The organism is Blautia sp. Marseille-P3201T (genome assembly GCF_900120295.1).
Taxonomy (GTDB): Bacteria; Bacillota; Clostridia; order Lachnospirales; family Lachnospiraceae; genus Blautia.
Genome location: NZ_LT635470.1, coordinates 1,078,360 through 1,103,165 on the forward strand (window position 1 = coordinate 1,078,360; position 24,806 = coordinate 1,103,165).

Annotated in this window: 25 protein-coding genes and 1 riboswitch; of the genes, 5 read left to right on the forward strand and 20 right to left on the reverse strand. The window is 39.1% G+C overall.

The window, feature by feature from the left end; translation table 11 throughout:
* Positions 1-1,038, forward strand: a complete 1,038-nt coding sequence (locus BQ7352_RS13595) for an FAD:protein FMN transferase (protein ID WP_072449706.1) — start codon at positions 1-3, stop codon at positions 1,036-1,038.
* Between the two features lie 144 nt (positions 1,039-1,182).
* Here the strand turns inward: BQ7352_RS13595 and BQ7352_RS14935 are convergent, their stop codons facing one another.
* Both BQ7352_RS14935 and BQ7352_RS14675 read right to left on the reverse strand, forming a co-directional pair.
* Positions 1,183-2,301, reverse strand: a complete 1,119-nt coding sequence (locus tag BQ7352_RS14935) for an N-acetylmuramoyl-L-alanine amidase family protein (RefSeq protein ID WP_072449707.1) — start codon at positions 2,299-2,301, stop codon at positions 1,183-1,185.
* A 28-nt stretch (positions 2,302-2,329) separates the two neighbouring features.
* A complete protein-coding gene (locus BQ7352_RS14675) occupies positions 2,330-5,170 on the reverse strand; it encodes a hypothetical protein (protein WP_242948594.1) in 2,841 nt (946 codons plus the stop codon).
* A 213-nt stretch (positions 5,171-5,383) separates the two neighbouring features.
* On the opposite strand from BQ7352_RS14675, the gene BQ7352_RS13610 reads away from it, so the two are divergent.
* Both BQ7352_RS13610 and BQ7352_RS14680 read left to right on the forward strand, forming a co-directional pair.
* Positions 5,384-6,535 carry an IS91 family transposase gene (locus tag BQ7352_RS13610; protein WP_072449873.1) on the forward strand — a complete coding sequence of 384 codons (1,152 nt, stop codon included), beginning with the start codon at positions 5,384-5,386 and terminating at the stop codon, positions 6,533-6,535.
* Positions 6,536-6,586: 51 nt separating this feature from the next.
* Entirely contained in the window at positions 6,587-6,763 is a 177-nt protein-coding gene (locus tag BQ7352_RS14680; RefSeq protein ID WP_200791387.1) for a hypothetical protein, read from the forward strand.
* 192 nt (positions 6,764-6,955) lie between these two features.
* Positions 6,956-7,141: riboswitch (cobalamin riboswitch) on the reverse strand.
* A gap of 49 nt (positions 7,142-7,190) precedes the next feature.
* On the opposite strand, the gene BQ7352_RS13615 is transcribed toward BQ7352_RS14680, so the two are convergent.
* The 8 genes from BQ7352_RS13615 to rsxC all read right to left on the reverse strand — a co-directional run bounded on the left by BQ7352_RS13615 (position 7,191) and on the right by rsxC (position 13,863).
* Positions 7,191-7,574, reverse strand: a complete 384-nt coding sequence (locus tag BQ7352_RS13615) for a multidrug transporter (RefSeq protein ID WP_242948596.1) — start codon at positions 7,572-7,574, stop codon at positions 7,191-7,193.
* A 13-nt stretch (positions 7,575-7,587) separates the two neighbouring features.
* Entirely contained in the window at positions 7,588-7,968 is a 381-nt protein-coding gene (gloA2, locus tag BQ7352_RS13620) for an SMU1112c/YaeR family gloxylase I-like metalloprotein (protein ID WP_072449710.1), read from the reverse strand.
* A 15-nt stretch (positions 7,969-7,983) separates the two neighbouring features.
* A complete protein-coding gene (locus tag BQ7352_RS13625; protein WP_072449711.1) occupies positions 7,984-8,346 on the reverse strand; it encodes a VOC family protein in 363 nt (120 codons plus the stop codon).
* A gap of 153 nt (positions 8,347-8,499) precedes the next feature.
* The gene (locus tag BQ7352_RS13630) at positions 8,500-9,321 is read right to left on the reverse strand and encodes an Rpn family recombination-promoting nuclease/putative transposase (RefSeq protein WP_072449712.1); all 822 of its coding nucleotides are present in this window, start codon (positions 9,319-9,321) and stop codon (positions 8,500-8,502) included.
* 148 nt (positions 9,322-9,469) lie between these two features.
* On the reverse strand, positions 9,470-10,237 hold the full coding sequence (locus BQ7352_RS13635) for a hypothetical protein (RefSeq protein WP_072449713.1): 768 nt from the start codon (positions 10,235-10,237) through the stop codon (positions 9,470-9,472).
* A gap of 18 nt (positions 10,238-10,255) precedes the next feature.
* On the reverse strand, positions 10,256-11,554 hold the full coding sequence (locus BQ7352_RS13640; protein ID WP_072449714.1) for an FMN-binding protein: 1,299 nt from the start codon (positions 11,552-11,554) through the stop codon (positions 10,256-10,258).
* Between the two features lie 12 nt (positions 11,555-11,566).
* The gene (locus BQ7352_RS13645; protein WP_072449715.1) at positions 11,567-12,514 is read right to left on the reverse strand and encodes an RnfABCDGE type electron transport complex subunit D; all 948 of its coding nucleotides are present in this window, start codon (positions 12,512-12,514) and stop codon (positions 11,567-11,569) included.
* Positions 12,514-13,863, reverse strand: a complete 1,350-nt coding sequence (gene rsxC / locus BQ7352_RS13650) for an electron transport complex subunit RsxC (RefSeq protein ID WP_072449716.1) — start codon at positions 13,861-13,863, stop codon at positions 12,514-12,516. Before rsxC ends, BQ7352_RS13645 begins: the two co-directional genes overlap by 1 nt.
* Before the next feature lie 218 nt (positions 13,864-14,081).
* Between rsxC and BQ7352_RS13655 the strand changes: the two genes are divergently transcribed.
* Positions 14,082-14,531: a hypothetical protein gene (locus BQ7352_RS13655; RefSeq protein ID WP_072449717.1), complete on the forward strand. Its 450-nt coding sequence runs from the start codon at positions 14,082-14,084 to the stop codon at positions 14,529-14,531.
* A 217-nt stretch (positions 14,532-14,748) separates the two neighbouring features.
* Here the strand turns inward: BQ7352_RS13655 and BQ7352_RS13660 are convergent, their stop codons facing one another.
* The 5 genes from BQ7352_RS13660 to BQ7352_RS13680 form a co-directional block, all read right to left on the reverse strand.
* Positions 14,749-15,507, reverse strand: coding sequence for an EFR1 family ferrodoxin (locus tag BQ7352_RS13660; RefSeq protein ID WP_072449718.1), 759 nt, complete (start codon positions 15,505-15,507; stop codon positions 14,749-14,751).
* A 90-nt stretch (positions 15,508-15,597) separates the two neighbouring features.
* Entirely contained in the window at positions 15,598-16,152 is a 555-nt protein-coding gene (locus BQ7352_RS13665; RefSeq protein WP_072449719.1) for a CDP-alcohol phosphatidyltransferase family protein, read from the reverse strand.
* A gap of 20 nt (positions 16,153-16,172) precedes the next feature.
* The gene (locus BQ7352_RS13670; protein ID WP_072449720.1) at positions 16,173-16,556 is read right to left on the reverse strand and encodes a hypothetical protein; all 384 of its coding nucleotides are present in this window, start codon (positions 16,554-16,556) and stop codon (positions 16,173-16,175) included.
* Between the two features lie 127 nt (positions 16,557-16,683).
* Entirely contained in the window at positions 16,684-18,225 is a 1,542-nt protein-coding gene (locus BQ7352_RS13675; protein ID WP_072449721.1) for an HAL/PAL/TAL family ammonia-lyase, read from the reverse strand.
* 13 nt (positions 18,226-18,238) lie between these two features.
* A complete protein-coding gene (locus BQ7352_RS13680) occupies positions 18,239-19,801 on the reverse strand; it encodes a BCCT family transporter (protein WP_072449722.1) in 1,563 nt (520 codons plus the stop codon).
* Between the two features lie 248 nt (positions 19,802-20,049).
* Here BQ7352_RS13680 and BQ7352_RS13685 point away from each other — a divergent pair, with 248 nt between their 5' ends.
* Positions 20,050-21,714: a sigma-54 interaction domain-containing protein gene (locus BQ7352_RS13685; protein ID WP_072449723.1), complete on the forward strand. Its 1,665-nt coding sequence runs from the start codon at positions 20,050-20,052 to the stop codon at positions 21,712-21,714.
* Here BQ7352_RS13685 and BQ7352_RS13690 read toward each other — a convergent pair.
* The 5 genes from BQ7352_RS13690 to BQ7352_RS13710 all read right to left on the reverse strand — a co-directional run bounded on the left by BQ7352_RS13690 (position 21,711) and on the right by BQ7352_RS13710 (position 24,800).
* Entirely contained in the window at positions 21,711-22,064 is a 354-nt protein-coding gene (locus BQ7352_RS13690) for an RNA polymerase factor sigma-54 (RefSeq protein ID WP_256381166.1), read from the reverse strand. The two genes, BQ7352_RS13685 and BQ7352_RS13690, sit on opposite strands and share 4 nt — an antisense overlap.
* Before the next feature lie 298 nt (positions 22,065-22,362).
* Entirely contained in the window at positions 22,363-22,638 is a 276-nt protein-coding gene (locus tag BQ7352_RS13695; protein ID WP_072449724.1) for a metal-sensing transcriptional repressor, read from the reverse strand.
* 29 nt (positions 22,639-22,667) lie between these two features.
* On the reverse strand, positions 22,668-23,255 hold the full coding sequence (locus BQ7352_RS13700; RefSeq protein WP_072449725.1) for a DJ-1/PfpI family protein: 588 nt from the start codon (positions 23,253-23,255) through the stop codon (positions 22,668-22,670).
* A gap of 2 nt (positions 23,256-23,257) precedes the next feature.
* Complete coding sequence (locus BQ7352_RS13705; protein WP_072449726.1) at positions 23,258-23,881, reverse strand: ABC transporter ATP-binding protein; 624 nt, start codon at positions 23,879-23,881, stop codon at positions 23,258-23,260.
* Positions 23,871-24,800 (reverse strand): ABC transporter ATP-binding protein, encoded by a 930-nt coding sequence (locus tag BQ7352_RS13710; protein WP_072449727.1) that lies wholly within the window; start codon positions 24,798-24,800, stop codon positions 23,871-23,873. The genes BQ7352_RS13705 and BQ7352_RS13710 overlap by 11 nt, the downstream gene beginning before the upstream one ends.
* Between the last annotated feature and the right edge of the window lie 6 nt (positions 24,801-24,806).

Below are 24,806 nucleotides of genomic sequence, written 5' to 3' on the forward strand. Positions count from 1 at the left end.
ATGAAAAACAAAAAATCATTATTTCTATTTACCATTGGACTATTATTTGTAACCCTTTTAGGTTTCGCTGCGATTTATGAAAAAAAACAGCAGCCGGATGAACCCATTTCTGCCACTGCTTTTAAATTAAATACTGTTGTCACCGTAAATATTTATGACTCTGCAGATAAAAAACTTCTGGATGAAGTGATGGAATTATGCGATCAATATGAAAAACTTTTTAGCAGAACATTAAGCTCCAGTGAAATTTCCCAGCTAAACAATCAAACTCTAAAACAGGAAAACGGTGCTTTCATCCTTTCCTCTGAGACAGCAGAATTAATTTCAAAGGGACTCTACTATGGAAGTCTCTCAGATGGTGCTTTTGACATTGCCATTGCACCCATATCTTCTCTGTGGGATTTTACCTCAGAAGAAAAAAAAGTGCCTGCTGACGAAGCTATCCAGGCAGCTCTTCCTTTAGTAAACTATGAAGATGTATCAATAGAAGGAAACAAACTGACTTTTGCCAAAGAAGGCATGGGGCTTGATTTGGGAGCGATTGCAAAGGGATATATTGCAGATAAAATGAAAGAGTTTCTGGTATCAAAAGGAGTAAAAAGCGCTACTATCAATCTCGGCGGAAATGTTCTTTGTATCGGCAAAAAGCCGGATAATACCCCTTTTCGTATTGGAATTCAAAAACCTTTTGCAGACAGAAGTGAAACCATTGCAGTCCTTGATATTGAAGATAAATCCGTAGTTTCCTCCGGTATTTATGAACGTTATTTTGAAAAAGACGGAGCTTTCTATCATCATATTTTAAATCCTGATACAGGCTATCCTTACAATAATCATCTGGTGTCTGTAACGATTATTTCCGACCAGTCTGTAGATGGAGATGGACTTAGCACCTCCTGCTTTGCTCTTGGTCTGGACAAAGGTTTGGAATTAATCAACAGCCTTCCTGATGTTCATGCAGTTTTCATTACAGACGATTATCAACTGCATTACAGTGATCATTTTCAAGAAGAATTAAAGATTACTTATATGAAATAAAACATCGAAACACTTATAAAGCTGTCACTTTAAGTGTATATCAAAAATGTATATGCATTCCTGATTACTGCTTAATGTGACAGCCTTATTTTTCAAATTTTTCTCTTATTCTCTGCCCGGTTTCGAATTATGTTTGTCCTTTACTTATGCATTTCTTACCCATTTTCCAGAGGCGTCTACATAATATCCGTCAATCCATTGATCAGTTGCCATACTTCCGTCAGACTTCACATAGTAATCTCCAATCCACTGAGAAGTTGCCATACTTCCATCTCCATGTAAATAATACCAGTTGTTTTCCACTGATACCCAGCCGGTTTCCATTGCTCCATCACTATTCATATAATACCAATGATTTCCTACCAGTACCCAGCCGGTTTCCATTGCTCCGTCTTCATTGAAATAATACCATGTTCCGGAAATTAATTTCCAGCCAACTGCCTTTTTTCCGTTTTCATAGTACTGCCAGCCTTCCGCAGTTTCCTGCCAGCCTTCCTTTTTAACATTTTCTACTGCTTCTCTTAATTTTGCTGTTGCTAAATCAATTTCCTCTTTTGGTGTAATTACCGCAGATATTAATTGGACCGCTTCATCATATGCTGCTTTTACTTCAGGCACTGCCATCAATTTTTCTCTATCTGCATTTACTTCTGCCATTAACTTTGTAATCTCATCTTTATTGCAAATATCGATAACAGGTTCTGGATTTCCCCATTCATAACCTGTTAAATCTGTTCCATAGCCATACATAGTAAACTGAAATCTCAATACATCCCCATCTTTAGGTTCATAAGCAGAAATTCCATATCCTACTTCTTCGCCGTTTACATGATACATCCATCCAGAAAGATTACTGTAGTCAAATTCACCCAACGCATCATCATCATTCCCATATTCTTTGGCTGTTTCTGTTGTCACCATCCCATTACTAAGTTTTTCAATATATTCAGGTACTACTACCTTATCTGTTCCTAAATCACCACCTACAATAGCTTCTAAATATGAGTCTTGCCCTACAAAGTTCTCTTTACCAATCACTTTTTTCAACAAAGTTGCCGCATTATCCCCTTCTTCAAACGGAACAAAAACCGGCTCATAAATATATCCTTGTCCTATAGTAAAACGTTCTACGGAAATAACTACATGACCTGTTTTCTCTGCGGCTTGCGCTTTTATCGGAAAAGCAATACCAATAATCATAAGAAACATAACTAAAATTAAACTAAAAATTTTTCCACTTATATGTTGCTTTTTTTGTTTCATAACTTTTCTCCTTTTTTTATTTTAAATTTTAAGCATTTTGTACCCATTTTCCGGATGCATCTACATAATATCCGCCAATCCATTGGCTAGTTGCCATACTTCCATCAGACTTTACATAATAATTTCCAATCCACTGAGAAGTTGCCATACTTCCGTCTCCATACAAATAATACCAGTTGTTTTCCACTGATACCCAGCCGGTTTCCATTGCTCCATCACTATTCATATAATACCAGTGATTTCCTACCAGTACCCAGCCGGTTTCCATTGCTCCACTGCTATTCATATAATACCAATGATTTCCTACCAGTACCCAGCCGGTTTCCATTGCTCCACTGCTATTCATATAATACCAGTGATTTCCTACCAATACCCAGCCAGTTTCCATTGCCCCACTGCTATTCATATAATACCAGTGATTTCCTACCAGTACCCAGCCGGTTTCCATTGCTCCACTGCTATTCATATAATACCAGTGATTTCCTACCGGTACCCAGCCGGTTTCCATATATCCGTCTTCATTGAAATAATACCATGATCCGGAAATTAATTTCCAACCAACTGCCTTTTTCCCGTTTTCATAATACTGCCAGCCGTTTTCTGTTTCTTCCCAACCATTCTGTACTTTCGTGTCTGTAATATCATATAAACTATTTTCTTGCTCTGCAAAACGTCTGTATGCTTCAAGTGCATATGTTACTTGCTGAACAGCCATACCATTTGTCTGTTTTGCATCCTGCCAGCCAAATCCATCCTCTGTTTTATAGCTGTGAAGATTTTTCACCATATTATTCTCATTTGATGTAAATCCTGTTTCTGCACTGATTGGATCAATCTGTAATGCAGTAACTGCGGTAAGTACCTGTGCTGTTGTACAGCTGTTTTCCTTGCCTCCATCTAAATATCCTGCTTTATCCGTCTTCTGGCTCTTTAAATATTCTAAAGTTTTATCTACTGCCTTTTTCACTTCAGGATATGTATCATCTTTGTAATAAGGAGCCAGCGCCTGTAATGCCATACCTGTCATGTCAATACTTGAAGTTTTATTATTAAATAAACCAAATCCACCCTGTTCCGTCTGAAAACTAAGAATTTGCTCAATCAACTCTTCTCTTGTCCATATTGCATCAGCAGGAATTTCTGACTTCCATCCATCTAAAGCAATCAATGCCCAAATCGGACAGTTCGATGTATCAGATGCTATGGTCTTACTGTTATACAATTTTTCCAGTAAGTTCACACCACCTACATCCGCCGGGTTCTCTCCCATAGCCTCTAATGTAATAATTACTCTGGCTAAATCTGTAGCACGCATTTTATCCGCACTCTTTTTTACCTGTTTTTCTACGCTCTCATAATATTTATCCAATGTCTTCTGGTCTATTTCTTTTCCGGAACGTAAAACAGTAAAAATGTTCCATTCATCTCCGTACTTTTCCATACTTTGCTTAGACAAATATGCTGTTCCATGTTCAATATCTTTTTTTGCCATTTCCAGATAATTGATATCTTCCGGAACAATTCCGTCTTTTGTAACACGTACAGTAAATTCTACATTTTTGCAGTCGGCAGTTGTATCATATGGAACACCGGTTACTGTAACTTCTCCTGCTTTCAAGGCTTCCAGGTAATGAATTGTTTTCTTTGGTGCGTTTACATTTCCTGTTTCTGTTTCTACATTGTCCGTTACTTTTACAATTCCTTCGTTGCTGTAAGACCACTGAAATCTCTGTTCTGTTGCTTCAGAAGGTACTGTATTGATTTTAAATTCAGTTTTCTTTCCCTCTTCTAATTCATAAACTTCCTTTTCTGTTTTTGCCTCTTCTAAAGGATGTTTATAACGGAATTCCACGCTGACTTCATGAGCTATATTTGAATTTTCTTCACTGGAAATCTTAAATTTTGCCAAACCTGCTTTTTTCGGAACAATTCCATTTCCGAAAGCTTCCATATATTCTGCAATATCCGGTGTCAATGCTTCCCATACAAGCTTTTGATTTGTAGCATTCTCTGGAACAAAACTACAATTAAAATTATTCTCTGCGTTCTGTCCCTGAATAATTCCCACATAATATCCCCCCAAAGCATTCCAAGAGTCAATATACCATACCTCAGGGACGTTTACTGCAAAATCCTGCAATTGTACCGCACCGGAAACCACCTTAAATTCTACAGTAAGACTTCTATCCTCATAAAGGGAAGCTTTGAATACTGCTTCTCCATCTCCCAACATCATGAAACTTCCTGCTCCAAAAATCATACCAGGGCCGCTTATCTTTTCATAGTATAAAGCATCAGTCGGAATAGTTTTAAACTCTTTTGTTCCTTTTACTCTTCCTTTTACAACTACATTGCCCTCACTGTTTCCCGCCATCTGATATGGCTTATCCATAGAAACTTCCTGTTCTTCTACAAAAGCTTTTACTTCCTCAACTTCTGCCGAAACATTGTCAATAGAAAATTCCTGAAAAATTTCGTCAGGATTGTCTGCGTTACAAACATATCCCTCAATTTTTCTCACATCAAACGGAATATAAGTTCCATCACTGTCAACCCAGTAATGTGTCATATATTCTGTGTCTGTGACCTGCACCTCAGCTGAAAATTGCCAATCTGCTTCCTTATCTGTTCCTGCAAGAACAAACTTTCCTGCATCAAATAAATTTAAGGTAAAGGTTTGATCCTCACCCATTTCCTGAATTCTGCCATCGTCATATTGAAAATAGACGTATGGCTTTTCTGCTGCGTTTGACTGCTCGTTCTGACTGTTATCTGCTTTTACTGGAACTGTAAATCCTGATAAAAACAAAACTATTGCTAAAATCATACTGAGCAACTGTTTTCCAAAAGAATATCTCTTTTGTTTCATATCTTCTTTTCCCCTTTCATACGCATAATATGCATCCTCAAAAAAAGCAACATAATCCCCGCCCACCGCAGCACAATCCTTGCGGAACATTTTTATTGTATAGGACATAATTTCCTATATAAAAAAGTGTCTTCGACACTTCAACTCCCCTGCCCCTCAATCTTTGAGGGGTTGGGGCTTTCTTTTTCCTTCCCTATCTGTCATAATACTCTCATGAATATACTTCAAAAAATTTTTACCGACTATTATGAAGAAATTAAATATACCCTCCATCCCAGAAAAACGGAAATGGAAAACATTGATAAAATGATCCACTGCGGTGATCCTTCCTTCAGCGGTGCCATGTATGCCTGCACCCACTGCGGTAACCTAAAATTCGTTCCTTTCCGCTGTCACAGCCGCTTTTGCCCTACCTGCGGCATCAAATATTCCATGGAGCGCTCTACCAGCATGGCTTTCAAACTCATACAGTCCAGCCATCGCCACTGTGTTTTTACCATTGACAAAAACCTTCGGGATTTCTTTCTCAAAGACCGCACACTCCTTGACTGCCTTTTTCATTCCGTCAACAGTGTCGTCTCCCGTATGTTTTTCAAAATCAATCAATCCAAAAATTTTACCCCCGGCTTTCTCATGGTTTTGCATACCTTTGGCAGGGATCTCAAATGGAACCCTCACATTCACTGCCTTATTTCCGAAGGCGGTCTTAGTGATGATGGACTCTGGAAACCCGTAAAGCATTTTAACTACACCTTTCTTCGGAATGCTTTCCGCACCGCTCTCCTCAATGAGATGGAAACTCTCCTCGGTTCTTCTTTTAAAAAAGTAAAAGCCAAATGTTATGATGAACACAAGCAGGGCTTCTATGTTTATGCCAGACCAAACCTCTGTGACCCTAAAGCAGTCATCCGCTATATTGGCCGGTATCTTGGCCGACCTGTCATCGCCGTCTCCAGAATTGACTCCTATGATGGCGAAATGGTGACTTTTCATTATAACCGCCATGAGGATGATCAATATATACAGGAAACTATTCCTGCCATGGATTTCATAAAAAGGCTGATCCGCCATATCCCCGAAAAGCACTTTAAAATGATCCGTTATGGCGGCTTATATGCCAGACACAGAAAAACAGATGCAAAACTCTACCGGGCTATCCCCAAAAGCAGGCACCGCATTTACCGAAGCTTCAACCTGTGGCGCAATGCCATTCTTTCTTCCTTCGGCTATGATCCTTTGGAATGTCCCGGCTGCAGGCACAAAATGGAGTTCCTGGAACTTTATTATAATCACCAACGCGTATCCCTCGAAGAACTTTATGAGAAAGCAATGTCCAAATTTCTCGGAAAGCGTTCTTCTGCATGATTTCTTTTTTTACATTCTATGCTATAATCCTCTAAAAGGAGGATGGTTCCCATGAAAACAGATATCGAGGAATTACGCAAAAAATACATTGACAATCCACCAGAAGGAATGACTCCTAAGGACATTCGCAATATGAGCGAGGAGGAGCTTCTGGATATGGATTACTTTTTAAACGAAGATGATTTATTTGCCGATGAGGCTGGTGTAGAAGGTTTTTATATCTTCTAACGAGCGTCATCTTGTTCCTATGCCCACCTTTGTGTGGGCTATTTTCATTCATTGTTCCAACAAAAGTCGGAATTTCCTATTATATAAAAAGAGGTTCTTTTCCCATATCGGCAAAAGAACCTCTCACTCAATCATTCAATATGAATTTTATCACTGCATATTGCTGTACGCAAAAAAATCTCCTCAGCCCGGAAATACTCTATATACATGGCAGGTGTTCTGACTTTGCTTCATCCTTGGAAATGCCTTCTCGAATTGCTATTCAATGGCTTCTATTTCCTCGTCCGCTTCACAGCAGAGGTGACTGTACCGGAATTGCACCGGTTTCCCTTTTAACCTTGAACCTAAGGTTCAACGACCACTTAGACTATGCAGTTATATACTCTTATAGTACATAATTAAAAGAAATATGTCAAGCACGTGATTTTCACTCTTTTCTGGTGAAATTAGATATTTTCACACTATCGTCATCCAGCCTTTCTTCTTTACAGGAAAACTCAATCCTATCTCCCTGCTCTGTATTATACAATTTGTAATCTACCTTTTCACAATCAAGCATCACACTTTGGGGTTCTGTCCCTTCCTGTATTGCTGTATCTTCTTCTATGATGACCTCCATTTGGCTGTTTTCTATATCAATCTTCTGTACTACTGCGTCAAAAGTAGACGATGGTATAAAATCACATTTTGAAGTTTTAAACTCTGTTACTTTCTTGTAATATCCCCAGCTTAATGCTCCCACGACAATACAAATCACTGATATTCCAGCAAAAATCAATGTCCGTTTTCTTAATTTTTTCTTTTTATCCATTTTGCGTCCTCCTTTATCCATGTAATTCTAAAGGCAATCCATCAGGATCAAAGAAGAATGTCATCTGCTCTCCTGTAAATTCATCTATTCGAATTGGCTCTGTCTCTACTCCCAACTTTTCCAGCTCTTTTGCCGTTTTTTCTACCGACTCTACTTTAAATGCCAGATGACGCAAACCATTTGCCTCAGGATAACTTAATCTCTTAGGACATCCCGGAATAATAAACAATTCGATTTCTATATTTCCCTGACGAAGGTCAATTTTATAATCCTTCCGCTCTTCCCTGTAATTTTCCCGAATAACTTCAAACCCCAGAATATCCACATAAAACTTTTTAGACTTTTCATAGTCACTGCCAATAATTGCAATATGGTGCATGGTATCTAATTTCATCACTATCACTTCTCCTTATTCTTCACCGGCAACCTCAATAAGATTACCGTCCAAATCATAAAATCGCACAACTTGTCTTCCCCATGGATTTCTTGTCAAAGGCGTCACATATTCTATAACATCTTCATAAGATTGAAGTTTTTCTAAAAAATATTCCATATCTCTTTCTGTAAAATAAAGCTCTGTTTTATTATGCTTCGAGCATAACTCTCTGTGTATTGTTTCTTTCCAAAGGCTTTCCTCTTGAAGAACCAGTCCTTCTGTTAAAATTACATTTCCCCCGCTGTCCAGAACAACCTCAAGTCCAAATAAATCTTTATAAAACTTTTTGGATTTTTCTATGTCCTTTACAACAATCAATACATTTTTTAGTTTCATCTTCCGCCTCCTAAAAAGAAGATTTCCAAATTCTCTTTCAATCATAGAATTCCCCTGATTTTTTAACTTCGTCTGAAAAGTTACTAATAGATATGACTTATAAACAATAGATATAAAACAGATTTGATATTAGAATTTTTTGAGATGTTGTTTTTATCTATGATTTTTGAGATTTTCTAATTCTTCCAAAGAAATATCGCAAAGCTCCATGATTTCCTCGTCACTTAGCCCCTTAGATAACATTTTCGATACAATTTTTTTATGAGCTTTTATTGTTCCTTCTTTTATCCCCTCTTTTAATCCTTCTTTTCGCTCATCTTTTAACATTTCTTCTAAAGTCATAAAGCGTTCCTCCATCTCGCGACTTTCTTTTACATGCCTGATAAACTCCTGAAGCTTTTTCACATAGTCATCATGAAAATCCCCCTGACTTTCTTTTAAATCTGCTTTTACAAATTTCAAAAAAGCCAACAGTTCCTTGGAAATTTCATCCTTATTCTCTCCGCAAGTACTCAAAAATACAATTCTTCTTCCATCTTCCAATGGTGTTCGATTGCTTTCTTTGCACTGCATCTGAAAAGTATAACGATATTTTCTTTCACCAAAAGGATCAAAATCACAGATAAAAATCACGTAACTATCGGGTAATTCTGCATATTCTCTTCCTGACAAAAGAATATCCATATCCATTTGACTTTGATAATATCTGCTGCGTCTGCCAAGTGCAGGTTTTTTCGTCATCTGCATCTCCACATTATAGCAAGTATTTTTCTCATCTTTGGCATAGACATCTAAACGAATACCTTTATAATCAGGGTGATAGACCATACTTTTTTCCCGACTGACATCTACATGGTCAATTTCTATTTCCAATGCTCTTTCCAAAAACTCTTTACAATTTTCAGGATTTATCATCACTGCACCAAACATAAAATCATTCTTAATTGTAAGATCACTTAAACATCTTTTCTGCATATTCTTCCTCTATCTCCCAGAGGAATTCTATGAAAAAATTATAACATGCAGATTTTATAGTGTCAAAGATGAATAATTCCATTTCTAAATCAAGTTATACAAAAACTGCCGCCCCGCAGTTTTCAACTGCAAAGACGACAGTTTTCTTTTAATAAATACTTAAAATCATATAGATAAATCCCATTGCCAGCATTTCCACCGGTAATCCACGGAACGCTTTTCCTGTTCTTGCAAATTTCAAGGTTTTCTTTACAGAAATAAATAAAATAATCGGAACAAGAATAGTCCATACTAATCCCACAATTTCTCCGAAGCTTTCCATATCAAATGGTCTGATGAACATTGCCAATGGAATAACTAACAGCAAGCTGTGTGTATTTGTAATCTTTTTCTTGATAATTCCGTTGGTAAAGGCAAGCGTCATACCTGCTGTCAAAAATCCGAAAATTGTTTCTAAAAATACTTTAGACTGCATTTCCGCTTCCAAAATCATGTTTCCGAAGACCATTCCTGAGCCGAAGAATTCTCTGGCAATACTTAAAAGTATCCAAAATCCCCATGCAATGGCACATTCCCAGAAAAGCTCTCCGTACTCTGCTTCTATATTATCTGCCAATACATGCTTTGCTGCAAAAAGTCCCAGAAGAACAGTCATAATCCAAAGTCCTGTACTTACTGAAGTTCCCAGATAGGAAAATGCCAGCAAAAATGCTGATGAACTTACCGCTCCTGTCCCAATAAATACACAGAGTTTTAAGCTCCAGTCAGGTACAAAATCCTGTAAAAGATTTTTCAGAAATTCAGCAAATACTACGGACAAAATCACAAGAATACCTGCCGCAAAGGCTTCCTTCATTCCTGCTGAAAATAATACAATCCCAAAAGCAAAGGCTTCTGCCGGATATCTTAATTTCATGTTATATCCTCCGTTTTCTTATTTCACTGTCTGTAAAAATTCAAATGCTTTGTTTATTCCTGTTACTACTGCCGTAGAAGAAATCGTTGCTCCTGATACTACATCTACCTGTGTTCCGTTTGCAGGAGCTTCTTCTGTTTCTTCAACACCAGCTGCTTCATTCATACATTTTTCTGCAAGACTGATAAATCCGCCAACAGAAATACTTACACCGGAAACTGCATCTGTTTTTCCCTGTTCATTTACCTGAAGGAAATCTAAGGACTGATTTTCAATAAGAGCGTTTGCCAGAGCCTCTGCCTGTTCTTTCCAAGTAAGTCCGTCTTCTGTCATTACATATTCTCCGTTTTCAGACAGTACACTCTTTTTGCTTCCGTCTTCTCCTACTGCCTCCCAGTTTACTTCTGTAATTTTTCCGTCTGCAACAGTCATTGTTACTACATCTGTAAATCCGTTATTATCTGCCGCTTCTGCTTTTGCTTCATAAGTTCCGTCTTTCAATTCTAAAGTCTGAACAATTCCTGCTGCTTCTTGTAAACATTTCTCTGCAAGAGCTGTAAATCCGCCGATAGAAATACTTACACCGGAAACCGCATCTGTTTTTCCCTGCTCATCTAAATTTAAAAAGCTTAAAGACTGATTTTCTACTACTGCTTTTGCAAGAGCTTCTGCCTGTTCCTTCCATGTAAGTCCGTCTTCTGTCATTACATATTCTCCGTTTTCAGACAGCACACTCTTTGTACTTCCGTCTGCTCCCACTGCTTCCCAGGTTACCTCTGCAATTTTTCCGTCTTTTACGGTTACTGTTACTACATCTGTAAATCCGTTATTGTCAGGAGCATCTGCTTTTGCCTCATAAGTTCCGTCTTTTAATTCTTTTAAAAGTTCTTCATCAGATACTTTTTCTTCTTTTTCAAGGCTCATGCCCGGTAAGAATACAGGAGCTTCCACACCTTCAAACTGGCTGAGGAATTCTGCGTCTGCAACCTTTGCTCCAAGACCTTCTGTTTCTTTCTGTTCTGTTACTTCTACTTTTGTTACTTTTTTCTTTTCTGCATCAAAGGATACGTTCATCACAATATCTCCGCCATATCCTTTTACTTTTGCAGTTACCATGTAACCATTTTCTGTCTTAACAGCTTTTTCAATACCTTCTGCACCTTTGGTATCGATTTCTTCTTTTACCTGTTCTTCTGCTGTATTAGAAGCACCTGTTCCCATGTCCTTTGCGAGAGCCTTAGAGCCCATAATCACTCCGAAAGAAAGTGCTGTAACAACTGCTAATGCAATAATCCCTCTTACGTTTTTATTCTTCATATTTTTCCTCCACTACGCTTCTTTTTTCTTCATTCCATACACATGCTTTTTATAAAGCACAGACAACATACCTGCCATACAGTTTGCTGTTAAAATACCGAAACAAATACCTTCCGGATAAACGCTGAAAATTCGGATTGCCGCAGTAATAATACCTGCCACAGCCGCATAAATCAACTTACCTTTTCTGGATGCAAAGGCATAATCTGTCAGCATATAACAACCGCCCATAATCAGACCGCCGCCGAAAAGATTTAATAAAATATCGCCTGTAAAGAGACCATCCGGTCCGAAGATAAACGTTAAAATTGTAACTGTTCCGATATAGGTAACTGCTGCTTCCGCATTTACGATTTTTTTATAACACATGTAAGCAAAACCGATTAAAAGCAGTAATTTACTTGTTTCTCCCATTGCTCCCGGCATTTCGCCCAAAAACATCTGAAGATAGCTGTAACCTGTTTCTGCACCGCTTTTCGCTGTTCCCAGAATAGTTGCCGCTGAAACAGCATCTACGGAAATTGTTCTCGGCACCACATACTGCATTACGGCTGCCGGCCATGCTACCATAACAAGAAGTCTTCCCATAAGAGCAGGATTTACAAAGTTATTTCCAATTCCGCCGAACATCTGCTTTACAACTAAAATACTGAATACGTCTGCTGCAACAAGTGTCCACACCGGAACCGTAACCGGCATATTAAAGGCTAATAAAAGACCTGTAACCACAGCGCTGAAATCCCCTGCTGTCACCTGCTTTTTTGTAATTTTCTGCCATATAAATTCTGTCAGCACACATACTGCCACAGAAAGACCTGACAAGTATAATGCCTGAATTCCAAAATAATATATTGCTCCTAAAAGTGCCGGAATTAAGGAAATTGTTACGTGCATCATAACATTTCTGGTTGTTCTTGGAGTACGAAGATGCGGTCCGTTAATTACTCTTGTCTGACTCATTATTTTTTCACCGCCCTTTCTCTCATTCTCTGTTTCACCATATCTCTTGCCATTCTTGTCCTTACAGACAGTTCTCTCTTGGCAGGGCAGATATAAGAGCAGCAGCCACAGGCAATACACTCACTGGCGTATAAGCTCTCACACAAATCGTAATCTTCTTCTAAATATGCAAATTCAATCTGATAAGGAACTAATCCCGCCGGACACACACTTTCACAGCCTGCACATCGAATACATGGCTGTTCCTCATACTGACTGTCAGGAAGAACTAAAATTCCGGAAGTGTTCTTTGTTACATAGAAAAGTTCACTTTCACCATTCCAGTCAGAAGCTACACAAGGACCTGTCATCGGTCCGCCTGCAATGACTCTGTTATTCTTTACTGTCACTCCTCCGCAAAGCTCTACCAGCTCTTTTGCTGAAGTTCCGATTGGAACCAAATAGTTCCCCGGATTTTTCACACAGCCTGTTACTGTCACAATCCTTCTGATAAGAGGTGTCTTTCCAAGAAGCATATCTGCTGTGGCTTTGGCTGTTCCTACATTGGACACAATCGCTCCTGCCTCTGCCGGAAGTCCTCCCATTGGCACTTCTCTGCCCATAACAGCCTGAATGAGCTGACGCTCTCCACCCTGAGGATACTGTGTCGGCAGTACCTTTACTTCTATATCTTTTGTATTTTCTAAAATTTTACCAAGAATTTTTGCCGCCTCCGGTTTATTGTCTTCCATGCAAAGATATGCTTTTGGAGCGCCGGAAGCCTTTAACAAAAGACGAATACCATTTACTACTGCATAGCTATATTCCAGCATCAAGCGATAATCACATGTTAAAAACGGCTCACATTCTGCTGCATTAATCAGCAGCGCATCGATTTTTTTATCTGTTTCGTATTTCTTATGAGTCGGAAATCCTGCGCCGCCCATTCCTGTAAGACCGCCGTCACGAATTCCCGCAATAATTTCTTCTTTTGTAAAATTCTCAATATCTACCAGTTTGCTTTCATATTCCTGTGCATCCTGTTTTGAGGTTTCCCCTCTTTTAATAATACACGCCAGAATATTTCTTCCCTGATTGTTTACTTCTTCTACTCGGAGAACCTCTCCGCTTACACTTGCATGTAAAGGAGCTGCCATAAATGCCTCAGGAATTCCGATTTGCTGTCCTGCTTCTACTTTATCTTGTGGCTTGACTAACAACTGACATTTTCCGCCAAAAGACTGCTCTGACAAAATCGTAACTGTCTCAGGCCAATATTCATGGACAGGCAGGTCCATGGTCATTGCCTTGTCATAACCATCTGTGGGATGAATTCCGCCGGGGAATTTATTCTGCTTCTTTTTCCACATACTCTGTCTTCCTCCACTGTTTTTATCGTTAAATTATTGACATACTTTAATAAAATAACATATTAGACCGCTTTTGGCAAGATTGTTTTTTGACTTTTCTATTTGGAAATGACGAAACAATTTGATATGTCCCTCTATATAGGATATAATGAGTTTATAAAACAAAAAATTTTTGTCACCATGAATGTTACTGTCTTAATAACGGAGGGAAGGTTTTTATGAAGAAAAGAAAAATGATAGGTTTTCTGATGTCAATATCTCTGTGCATGAGTTCCTGTCTTATTGTACAAGCCGAAGATTACGTTGGACCTGAATACGATGAAAATGGTTTTCTGATGTCACCTGACGAGCTTAACGCTGATAAACCGGAGTCTACCTATTATGAAGATTTAGAAAAATCACTGACAGAAGAAGAGGAGTCTGATACTTCCACAGAGCCAGATATTGAATACCATTCTGAGGATGAACCTCCTATAGATATAACCCCTTACGTCACAATAGAGTCTCATCCTCTCACAGAGGAAACTCCTGAAGTCGATAACAATGTAAGTACATTTTATGCCTATAAAAAAGAAACTCCTATTCATTTTTCAAAGTTTTCCACTTATGGAGGTCTGTTTTCAGCAAATCTACCTTTACTGTTGCACATTTTAGAAACTATATTATAAAAAACGGAACTGTCATTTTTAAGTATTGTTCGAGATATTGATACACTTTTAACGAATTTGTCGAGCACGCTTTGAGATTACAAGCTCAAAGTGAGCGCAGACTGAGCATAAAATGTATCAATATCTCCGGATATGCACTTAAAATGACAGCTCCATAAATTAAAACACAGCAGGACAAAAGGCACTTCTCCTTTATCCTGCTGTATTTTTACAAATCTTAAAGAAACAGTTCGTCTTTCTTTCTGTCTTCACAAACTTTCTTCATTTTCATAGATGCAATTTTTAATTTCAGCTTATTCACTTTTCTTGCTTTTTTCGGGCAAACCTGAACGCATCGCATACAAGAAATACATTTACTTTTGTCCGTCTTTTTCGGTGACTCGGAAGATATTGCGCCTACCGGACAGACCTGAGCACATAAGCCGCAGCCTTTGCAGTCTTTTCCAGCTTTTGGTTTTAACGGAACGCCATTATATTTACGGTAAGGCTTATTCCCCGGTACGGAAATCTCTTTCTCATCACCGGATTTGATTTTATGTATAATCTTCTGAGCAAATTCTTTTAGTTCTTTTTTATCTCTTGCATCCGGTCTTTTTCTTGCAAACTGGTGCATAATGGAATGTTCTGCTACGGCTGACACAGCGGCTGTTACGTGAAATCCGCATAAGTCCACCTGTTCCTTTAATTCCAGCAATGTATCTTCATAAGCACGATTTCCATATACGGCAACCAAAACAGCCTTTGCCTTATTTCCCTTCATTTTTTTCATACGCTCCAGTGCAGGCGCAGGTACTCTTCCGCCATAAGAAGGCACACCGAAAATGCAGATATCATCTTCTTTAAAAGCTCTTACGTTTTCCCCTGAATTCTGTTTGCTTAAATCAATTTCCCCATATGTACCAAATTCCTTAGCTAATAATTTCACAATTTTTTCTGTACTTCTTGTTGGGCTAAAATAAATTGCATAGACACTCATACTTTCACTATTCCTTCCTAAAACTATTGCTTATAAATAGACAATTATAGTTCTTTTCTGCCAAAGATGCAAGAACCAATTCCCGAAAAATCATTTTGCCATTTTCCGAAATTCAAAGGCATACAAAACCAGCACAATCGCCATAATTACCATTTCGCTTAAAATCAATACATCTGCAATTCCACTTGGAATTTCCGGTAGAAAGACCAGCACACCTAAAATTATAAATAAAGTTGCGGTACATACTTTTCCGTACCATTTTGCTCCGTCTAATTTCTTGCCTCGGCGCAGATTTATCAATCCCATAATTGCCATAAAACCTTCCTTAATTGCCATGAGCACTACCAGCCATATCATACGCTTATATCTGGTACACAAACATAATGCCACTGCCCCGTGAGTCAGTTTATCTGCAAAAGGATCTACGAACTTCCCAAGTTCCGTTACCATATTAAATTTTCGTGCTACTTTTCCGTCAAACAAATCGGTAATCGTTGATACCAGAACAATTCCCGCTGCCAGATAGTAATCCTTCACACTGTCTGCATTCAAATAAATTACGCAGAAAACCGGTATCAGCAGAATACGAAAATATCCCATACAATTTGGTATTGACCAGATTTCTTCCTTTTTGATTTTTTCCATTTTATTCTCACTCTCTTTCTTTATTTCTCATCATCTAAAAGCTGAAGCTTTGTTACCTTTTCAATTTTTCCCGGATAACTTTCCATAATACTTCCTGTATGAGTTACGGCAACACAATCTCCCACATCAAATTCCGAAAGCTTTATAGGGGTATTATGCCATTCTAATTTTGTATCGTCTTCTATTGAAAACTCAAATGCTCCTCGGCTGTTGATATCATTAGTTTCCAGTCCTTCCACCTGAATATAGCTATCATTTGCTCCTATATCCGTAATAATAGCATGAAAAGTTACTGTTTGATTTTCTTTTAAAGATTTCTCATAGCCTATACAATAAAAAATCACTGCAATGCAGAATAAAATTACAATGAATATACCTGAATAAACAATTTTTTTCTTTTTCATAATTACCTCCCCTGCGCAGTGCAATCCTCATGGAGCAGTTTTTATTTCATAGAACACAATTTTCTATAAATCCAAAAAGCACCATGGATATTTCATATTATACCAAATATCCATGATGCTTTCTATATTATTTTAAGTTTCCTACTACGCTTTCCGCAATTTCCAAAATTCTTCCGGAATGAATAAGATTTTTAATATGTTCAATATGTGGATGCAAAATCATGTCTTTTTCCATAACAGGAACTGTCATTTTTAATTCACTGTATACAGCTTTTGACACAGAACTTACTTCCACCTCCTTATCTTGAAACTGCTGGGCTTCATAGTCGGATAAAAGTTCTATGGCAAGAATGTATTCCAGCTTTTCTGCTACTGTTACTGCCTTTCTGCAGGCAAAATATCCCATTGCAACATAGTCCTCCTGATTTCCGCAGGTAGGTGTGTTATCAATAGTTGCCGGTGAACATAGCACTCTCATTTCATTGAGAAGTCCCGCCTGTGTATATTGGGGTATCATAAGTCCTGAATTCAACCCCGGTTTGCTGATACAGAACCACGGATATCCGGACAGATTTTCATCAATAATTCTGTTGTTTCGCCGCTCAGACATTTTACCTAAAGTGCAGGCAGCAATACTGGCGCTATCCATCTCCAGCCCTACATAGGAAGAGTCTGCATTGCAAGCAGAAATCACATCTTCCTCTCCCGGCTCGCTCCAGATAATCGGATTGTCACAGCAGGAATTTATTTCAATTTCCAATGTTCTTCTTGCATCTTCCAAAGTTTTTCTGGACGCACCGTGAAGCTGGGGCATACATCTTAAAGATAAGGCATCCTGTACACGGCTTCCCTGATATTTCTTTATTACTTTGGAACTTTTCAGGATTTTTCTTATGTTTTCTGCTACCTTACCCTGCTCCCCATGAGGGCGGACCTTCATTACTCTCTCATCAAAAGCATTCATCACACCTTTCAAAGTTTCAACCGTCAATGCACCGATAATGTCTGCTGTCTTGGCAGCCTGCAACATATCATATAACGCCAGCGCTCCGAGGGCTGTGGGAGATGTTGTTCCGGAAACAAGAGCCAAACCTTCTTTGGAGCTTAATTCCATAGGCTTCATACCCGCTCTTTTTAGGGCTTCTTCTCCTGAGAGTAATTCTCCCTGATACCATGCCTCTCCTTTTCCCAGCAGTACCAAAGCCGTATGTGCCTCCAAAGCCAGATAGCCTACGCTTCCTGACTCCGGCACTTTTGGAATAACACCCTTATTTAAAAACTCTTTATACTGTTCTAAAACTTCCAGACGCACACCGCTATTCCCACGACCTAAGTTCTGTAAAACCATAAGCATAATTCCACGAACCCCTTCTTCTTTCAAGGGTTCGCCCACAGAAACCGCATGAGTTAAAATAATATTCTCCTGTAATTGTGCTGTTTCTTCTTTTCCGATTGCTTTTGTGCAAAGAGCGCCAAAACCTGTGGTAACACCATACATAACTCTTTCTTCATCTACCCATTTTTCCACTAACTTGCGGCTTCTCTTTACACGTTGGCAGTATTCTTCAGAGAAAGTAACCTCTGCCCCATATCGTGCGACCGCTACAAATTCTTCCAGATGAATGGGATTACCCAGCTCTACCTTTTTTATGTTTTTACTGTTCTCCATTTGTAACCTCCTGCTACATAATATCTTTCTTCGTTTCCTTATCTAAGAAAAACAGTTTTATTGCAGAAGCAACCTGTAAAATAAAAATAGTAAGAACCGCAAAACCACCACAGGCAGCCAGATATTTTACACCGTCAACACCTTGTTCACCGCCTCCGAAGGCAACCATAATACATGCAATAAGTCCAATGGATACGCCCCATACAATTTTCTGCCAGATTGCCGGTTCTTCATCGTGTTTTGCCCCTTTTGTACATAAAGCAGCAATAGTTGTAGACATGGTATCAGCCGTGGTAGAAAAAGCAGCGATAAGCGCCACAATAATTACCGGAATAATAATTGCACCTAAAGGCACATGTTTTAAGAATTCCCAAATTCCGGCTACTGCACCTTCTTCCTGAATAGTGGCAATAATATCTGCTTTTCCGCTTGTCTGCCATTTCAAAGCAGTTCCACCCCATACTGAGAACCATACAAAACCAAAAGATGCCGGTAAAATCCAGTTGATTACCAAAAACTGACGAACCGTTCTTCCATAAGCAATAATTGCAAAGAAGATACCCATTAATGGAGCATAGGCAATCCAGATAGCCCAGTCATACATGGTCCACCATGTAACTAAAGCTTCGCCTCCTACGGTTCCCGGATCAAATCCCCATGTCCAGAAACGGTCTAGCCAGTATCCTAAGCCCACATTTGCCATATTAAGAATATACAATGTCGGACCAATTAAAAACAATACAATCAAAAGTACATAAAAAATCTTAGAAGTCAGTCCTGCCAGCCACTTAATACCTTTATCAATGCCCGTTACAGATGCAACCGTAAAAGTGGCTGTAATGATTGCCGTTAAAACAAACCATACAATCGGTCCTTGTTTGATACCGTAAGCAGAAGAAAGTCCTGTTCCGATAAGAGCAAGTCCTGCACCAAGAGAAGATGCCAGTCCAAGTGCAATGGCAAGTACAGACAAAACGTCAATAAGCGCTTTCCAAAAGCCTTTTGTAACCCCCTCTCCGAAAAGAGGAATTAAAGATGCAGAAACAGAAAGCTCTTTTTTCCTATTGAAATACATATACGCAATGATTACTCCTGAAAGTGCGTACATGGCATACGGAACAAAGGTCCAGTTGTAGAAGCTGCGTCCCATAGCAAACTGCGCCGCTTCATCAGACAGTGCTTTTACTCCATATCCATCCAATTCACCGTAAATATTTCCAAAATAAATTAAAACTTCATTTACACCATAAGTAATCAATCCTGTTGCAATACCTCCGGTAAGTGTCATGGCAAACCATGAACCGAAAGAATATTCCGCCTTGGCGTCTTTCCCTCCAAAACGAATATTACCTGTCTTTGAAAAAGCCAGCAATGCCACTACCACCAAGGTTACCATGGCAACCACCTGATACAGCCATCCAAAAGAGTCCAAAGACCATGAAAAAATCCCCTTTGTCACTTTGGTCAGCCATTCGTTGTTTACAATACCTAAAATCGCTGCGCCCCCTACTACCAGAAAGCAAGGAATGAACACATTCCAGCGTATGGGCTTTTTGTTTGTTTTGTTTCCTTCCATACTTTTCTCTGTCCGATTAAAAATCGGCTCGCTCCTTTCTTTTGTTTTCTACCATACTAATATGCAATTTCCGTGCCAACCAATAAACAGCGCTTTTCCATGATTTTCTTTTTCCAAGATGTTTTATAAACGCCAAATTGTTTTGCATTATGCAAATTTATTTGGCACTTTTCTTGTCTTTCTTATTCTCTGCTGATATAATAATCAAAACAATACGCACCAATAAATTACAAAAGGAGTGTTTTCCTATGAAAGCTTTTTATGATATCTGTTTTACAGTCAATGAACACTATCAGTTTCTTCATGTACAGTACGGAAATATTCAGATAGAAAATACTTATGCGCCCTTATTTAAAAACTGGATTTCTTATCAAAGGCATATTACTTCTGTTTTCCCTGTTGCAGAAGAAGATATAAACGGTGAATTTATCTGGGACGGAGACTCTTTTTCCTACAAAAGAATGGATGCCTCAAATCAGGGTTTTTATTATTTTTTAACCAAACAAAACCATTTGGAAGATTTGTTAATTCAAGCTTTAAATTTAATTACGGATGGGGTTCAGATTTATGACGAAAATGGATATGCTCTGTTTTTCAATCAGGCAAGCCGTAATCTCTCCCATATTCCCCCTGCGCTTGATATCAGAGGCCGCCATCTTTTGGATTTATTTGCCCTTGATGAACAAATCAGCACCACTATGACCGCTTTGCGTACCAAGGCACCTGTGATTAACCGGGTAGATAATTTTTCTACTTCTGCCGGTGTTTCTATTGCCTCTGTAAATACTTCTTATCCTGTTTCCAAAGATAATGAGGTAATCGGAGCCATTGTATTTGAACAGACACAGGAAATGATTAACTGCAATAAAGAAAAAATGGCACAATCTGAAAAAGCGCTGCGGGATTTCCAGCCTAATACTCCTCCTACCCGATTTTCCGGTTATACCTTTGACCATATCATCGGACACGGAGAAGGTTTACAAAAAGCAGTTCGCATAGCCAGAAAAATTGCTTCTCAGAACAATTCTGTTCTTCTGGTAGGTGAAACAGGAACCGGAAAAGAAATTTTTGCTCAAAGTATTCACCGTTGCAGCCCCAGAAAGAACAAAAAATTCGTAGCATTAAATTGTGCTGCCATTCCGGAAACTCTCATTGAAAGTCTTTTATTCGGAACACAAAAAGGCAGTTTTACAGGAAGTGAAAATAAAACCGGATATTTTGAAGAAGCAGAAGGGGGAACTCTATTCTTAGATGAAATGAACTCCATGAGCCTTGCTATGCAGTCGAAAATTCTGCGAGCCCTTCAGGAAAATTCTTTCCGCAGAGTAGGAGGGCAAAAGGATATTTCCATGGACGTGCGTATTATTTCTTCCTGTAATAAAGATCCTTTCCTTTGCATTAAAGAAAACGAATTGCGAAAAGACCTTTTTTACCGTCTTTCCACCGTTATGATTGAACTGCCTCCCCTTAGAAATCACAAGGAAGACTTAGAAGAACTTATTCAATATCATCTTCGTTCTACTGTGTTTCAATACGTGCACAGTTCCACAGAACTCAGTCCTGAAGTCATGGAACTTTTCTATCATTATAACTGGCCGGGAAATGTAAGGGAATTATTTCATGTATTAGATTATGTCCGCAATATCTCTGATGGAAATACCATTCTTTTGGAGCATTTGCCTTCTTATCTTCTAAAGACAAAAAAAGCACCGGAAACTCTGAAACAAGTTCCCGATACTTCTGTCTCTTTTCAAGATACATCTCTGCAAAACATGATGGACGAATATGAACATAAAATTCTGTGTTCTGCTTTAGAGCATTTTGGATACAATATTACAAAAACTGCCGATGCCCTTGGTATCCGCAGACAAAGTCTGCAATATCGTATCCACAAATACGGTATTCATATTTAATACACTTTTCTTCCAAGAGCTTCACTGATGTTCATGGAATTTCTGTATTTGGCAATGGTTCTGCGGGAAATGTCAATACCCATTTCCTGCAATTTCTCTGCCAAAGCCCTGTCGCTGTATGGATTTTTCTTATCCTCATTCTCTATAACATCTTTTAAACATTCTTTCACATACTCCGTACTTTTCTCTGTTCCCGATGAAAAGAAAAAGGAAAGTGGAAACATTCCCCAAGCACACTGCAAATATTTTCCCTGTACTGCACGACTGACCGTGGAAGGATGCACCTGTAACTTTTCGGCAGCTTCTTTTTGCGTCATAGGCTGCAAATAACTTCTTCCCTTTTGAAAAATGTCTTATATCAACTATCTTTTCATTAAACAAAAAAACAGAGTCCATACCCTGCCATCGATATGTCTCTGTTTCTTTGTCTATGAGGATTCGACATTGCTTTGTGCCGTATAACATTTTTTGCGGAGGATGTATACGGCATCTGCATATTCATGCAGTAATTCAGTAACCTGTAACAGTAACTGTATCTTTATCATATACTACTTATCCGACCTTTACAAGCCTCCCCGGGGGGCATTTTTAAAAAAGATTGTACAACAGCACAATCTCCGCACACGAGCGGTTCACAAAATGATAATTTTATTTAATAAAGCTGTCAATCCCTTTTTTCAGTTTTCCAAGCCCTTCTTTATCCTGAAACTCCAGTTCTTCTTCCAGACATTCTTCCATATACTGCTTTAAAACCTCTTTTCCTGCGCCATTGACTGCGGATTTTACTGCTGCCAACTGGATAAGCACCTCACTGCAGTCTCTGCCGTCTTCCACCATCTGTTTCACCATTTTTAAATGCCCCGTTGCCCTTGCCAGACGGTTCACCATTGCTTTGTCATACGTGGTCTGTTTTTTATCTTCCATATTTTTCTCCTAAAAGGCGGGGCTGCATACTAACAATAAATATCCTCGTCTGCGTTTTCGTTCCACTGGTATCCCAGCTCCTTCGCCGCCTTCTCTGCGGCGGCAATATCCAAAATGTCTGTAATCACCCAAAGAGCAGTATCCATACCCAATACGGTATTTCCGCAGGAATAAAACTTGCCGTCAATGGCTACCTTTGCCCCTTCTATTCTCTCTATACCGGCAGTAAACATTCTGTTCCAGTTAGTATCCATGGGAAAATCCGCAATTCTCCTGCGGTACAAAAGCCCTGTCTGTGCCAGAATTGCAGAACCATTTCCAATCATCAAACAATAATCGGCGTTTTCTGCTGCTCTCTTTATAATATTTAATGCTCTTTCATCTTTCCATAAAAGCCTTCTTGCGCCTTTTCCTCCGGGAATAATTAAAATCCCGTCAATTTCCTCCGGTACAAGAAAGTCTGTCCACACTTTTACTCCATGTACACTATTGATTACATCTCCGGAGACAGAAAGATAACGGATATGAAATTCCTCCGGAAGCTTTCCGAAAACTTCTGCCGGTCCAAAGGCATCCAAGGTTTCAAAATCATCAAACAGTACAATATTTACATACATTTTCAGATATCCTCCCTTTTATTGATTTCCGCCAGATTGATTGTTCTGGTGCAGATTTTTTTTGCCAGCTCTGCATTATGGGTAACCATTAAAAGTCCCAGCCTTCTCTCCTCTACTTCTTTTAACATTAAATTCCAAATCTGTGCCTGTGTAATCACATCCAACATGGTACTCATTTCATCTGCAAAAAGAAAATGTGTACCGGAAAATAAGGAACGGGCAACACAAAACCGCTGAAGCTCTCCGCCTGAAAGCTCTCTCGGATAACGCTCCAGCCAGTCCTTCTCAATTCCCAGCGCCTTCATCACTTCTTCACGGAACATTCCCGACTCCTGAAGCACTTTTTTCATCTTCCAGCGGGGATTGATAGCTTTTTCCGGATGCTGGTAAATCAACTGAACAGGAGATACTCCTTTTTTCGGCAAAGGCTTTCCGTCCAGCAAAACTTCTCCCTTGGTAGGTCTTAAATATCCGGACATAATTTTTACCAGCGTGCTTTTTCCATATCCGCTTGGTCCGATTAAGCCTACCCTCTCCCCCTCTTCTATTTTCAGACTTACGTCATGTAAAATCCACGGCTGATTATCACTATACCGAAAGCTTATATTCTTTGCTTCAATCTGCATGTATACACCTCACATATCCCCCACGTACCTCTCTCATGGGAATATTTTCTTCACATTCTTTTGTCTTATGAGGACATCTGGGTGAAAACAGACACCCTTTTGGCAAATATTTTGCATAAGGCTGAAAACCGGGAATTGGTTCAAAGCCATTTTGCGGAAGAGCTTTCCACAGCGCCTTAGAATACGGATGACGAAGGGCATCTACTCCTTCAAGAAAGTCCTTTGCATCTGCCATCTCCACCGTAGTTCCTGCATAAAATACTGCAATTCTGTCTGCAATATGAAACGCCAAATCAATGTCATGGGTAATTAAAATAACTGCTTTTCCTTCATCGGCAAGCTCCCTGAATATTTTCAGAGCCTCCAATGCCATTTCCAAATCCAGTCCCGGCGTAGGCTCATCTGCAATAATCACCTCTGCCCCGCTTAATACTGCCGTAGAAACTAAAACTCTTCTCGCCATTCCTCCTGAAAGCTGAAAAGGATATAACTGTTCTGTTTTTTCATCTAAATGAAATCTCCGGAAAATCTCTCTTTGAGCTTTTATGATTTCCTTATCTGCCTTTCTTCCACGTACCTGTGTTCCCACCTTCATAAGCGGGTCCAGATAAGAGACAGACTGAGGCACCAGCGCCATTTCTTTTCCACGCAAAGCTTCTTTTTCTTTTTGACTGAGCACTTTCCCCTTATAAGAAATCTCTCCGCTTATGGAAGCGTTTTCCGGCAAAAGTCCCATAACCGCATGGGCCAGCAGACTCTTACCGGAACCGCTGGAGCCCGCAATAGCTACAATTTCTCCCGGCCGTACATCTAAGGTCAGATTGGAAATTACTTTTAAATCATATTTTTCAAGTCCATTATCATACATCTGAAAGGATACGGACAAATCCTTTACTGATAAAATCGGTTCTTTTTTCATCTCTTA

Excerpts from the sequence above, each read along its gene's own strand:
- BQ7352_RS14680 (WP_200791387.1), top strand. The coding sequence starts at position 6,587 with ATGAAAACAGATATCGAGGAATTACGCAAAAAATACATTGACAATCCA.
- BQ7352_RS13660 (WP_072449718.1), bottom strand. The coding sequence starts at position 15,507 with ATGAGTGTCTATGCAATTTATTTTAGCCCAACAAGAAGTACAGAAAAA.
- BQ7352_RS13670 (WP_072449720.1), bottom strand. The coding sequence starts at position 16,556 with ATGAAAAAGAAAAAAATTGTTTATTCAGGTATATTCATTGTAATTTTA.
- BQ7352_RS13645 (WP_072449715.1), bottom strand. The coding sequence starts at position 12,514 with ATGAGTCAGACAAGAGTAATTAACGGACCGCATCTTCGTACTCCAAGA.
- BQ7352_RS13610 (WP_072449873.1), top strand. The coding sequence starts at position 5,384 with ATGAATATACTTCAAAAAATTTTTACCGACTATTATGAAGAAATTAAA.
- BQ7352_RS13680 (WP_072449722.1), bottom strand. The coding sequence starts at position 19,801 with ATGGAAGGAAACAAAACAAACAAAAAGCCCATACGCTGGAATGTGTTC.
- BQ7352_RS13710 (WP_072449727.1), bottom strand. The coding sequence starts at position 24,800 with ATGAAAAAAGAACCGATTTTATCAGTAAAGGATTTGTCCGTATCCTTT.
- BQ7352_RS13635 (WP_072449713.1), bottom strand. The coding sequence starts at position 10,237 with ATGAAATTAAGATATCCGGCAGAAGCCTTTGCTTTTGGGATTGTATTA.
- rsxC (WP_072449716.1), bottom strand. The coding sequence starts at position 13,863 with ATGTGGAAAAAGAAGCAGAATAAATTCCCCGGCGGAATTCATCCCACA.
- BQ7352_RS13615 (WP_242948596.1), bottom strand. The coding sequence starts at position 7,574 with ATGGATAAAAAGAAAAAATTAAGAAAACGGACATTGATTTTTGCTGGA.
- BQ7352_RS13655 (WP_072449717.1), top strand. The coding sequence starts at position 14,082 with ATGAAGAAAAGAAAAATGATAGGTTTTCTGATGTCAATATCTCTGTGC.
- BQ7352_RS13695 (WP_072449724.1), bottom strand. The coding sequence starts at position 22,638 with ATGGAAGATAAAAAACAGACCACGTATGACAAAGCAATGGTGAACCGT.
- BQ7352_RS13625 (WP_072449711.1), bottom strand. The coding sequence starts at position 8,346 with ATGAAACTAAAAAATGTATTGATTGTTGTAAAGGACATAGAAAAATCC.
- gloA2 (WP_072449710.1), bottom strand. The coding sequence starts at position 7,968 with ATGAAATTAGATACCATGCACCATATTGCAATTATTGGCAGTGACTAT.
- BQ7352_RS13705 (WP_072449726.1), bottom strand. The coding sequence starts at position 23,881 with ATGCAGATTGAAGCAAAGAATATAAGCTTTCGGTATAGTGATAATCAG.
- BQ7352_RS13675 (WP_072449721.1), bottom strand. The coding sequence starts at position 18,225 with ATGGAGAACAGTAAAAACATAAAAAAGGTAGAGCTGGGTAATCCCATT.
- BQ7352_RS13665 (WP_072449719.1), bottom strand. The coding sequence starts at position 16,152 with ATGGAAAAAATCAAAAAGGAAGAAATCTGGTCAATACCAAATTGTATG.
- BQ7352_RS14935 (WP_072449707.1), bottom strand. The coding sequence starts at position 2,301 with ATGAAACAAAAAAAGCAACATATAAGTGGAAAAATTTTTAGTTTAATT.
- BQ7352_RS14675 (WP_242948594.1), bottom strand. The coding sequence starts at position 5,170 with ATGAAACAAAAGAGATATTCTTTTGGAAAACAGTTGCTCAGTATGATT.
- BQ7352_RS13630 (WP_072449712.1), bottom strand. The coding sequence starts at position 9,321 with ATGCAGAAAAGATGTTTAAGTGATCTTACAATTAAGAATGATTTTATG.
- BQ7352_RS13595 (WP_072449706.1), top strand. The coding sequence starts at position 1 with ATGAAAAACAAAAAATCATTATTTCTATTTACCATTGGACTATTATTT.
- BQ7352_RS13700 (WP_072449725.1), bottom strand. The coding sequence starts at position 23,255 with ATGTATGTAAATATTGTACTGTTTGATGATTTTGAAACCTTGGATGCC.
- BQ7352_RS13640 (WP_072449714.1), bottom strand. The coding sequence starts at position 11,554 with ATGAAGAATAAAAACGTAAGAGGGATTATTGCATTAGCAGTTGTTACA.
- BQ7352_RS13685 (WP_072449723.1), top strand. The coding sequence starts at position 20,050 with ATGAAAGCTTTTTATGATATCTGTTTTACAGTCAATGAACACTATCAG.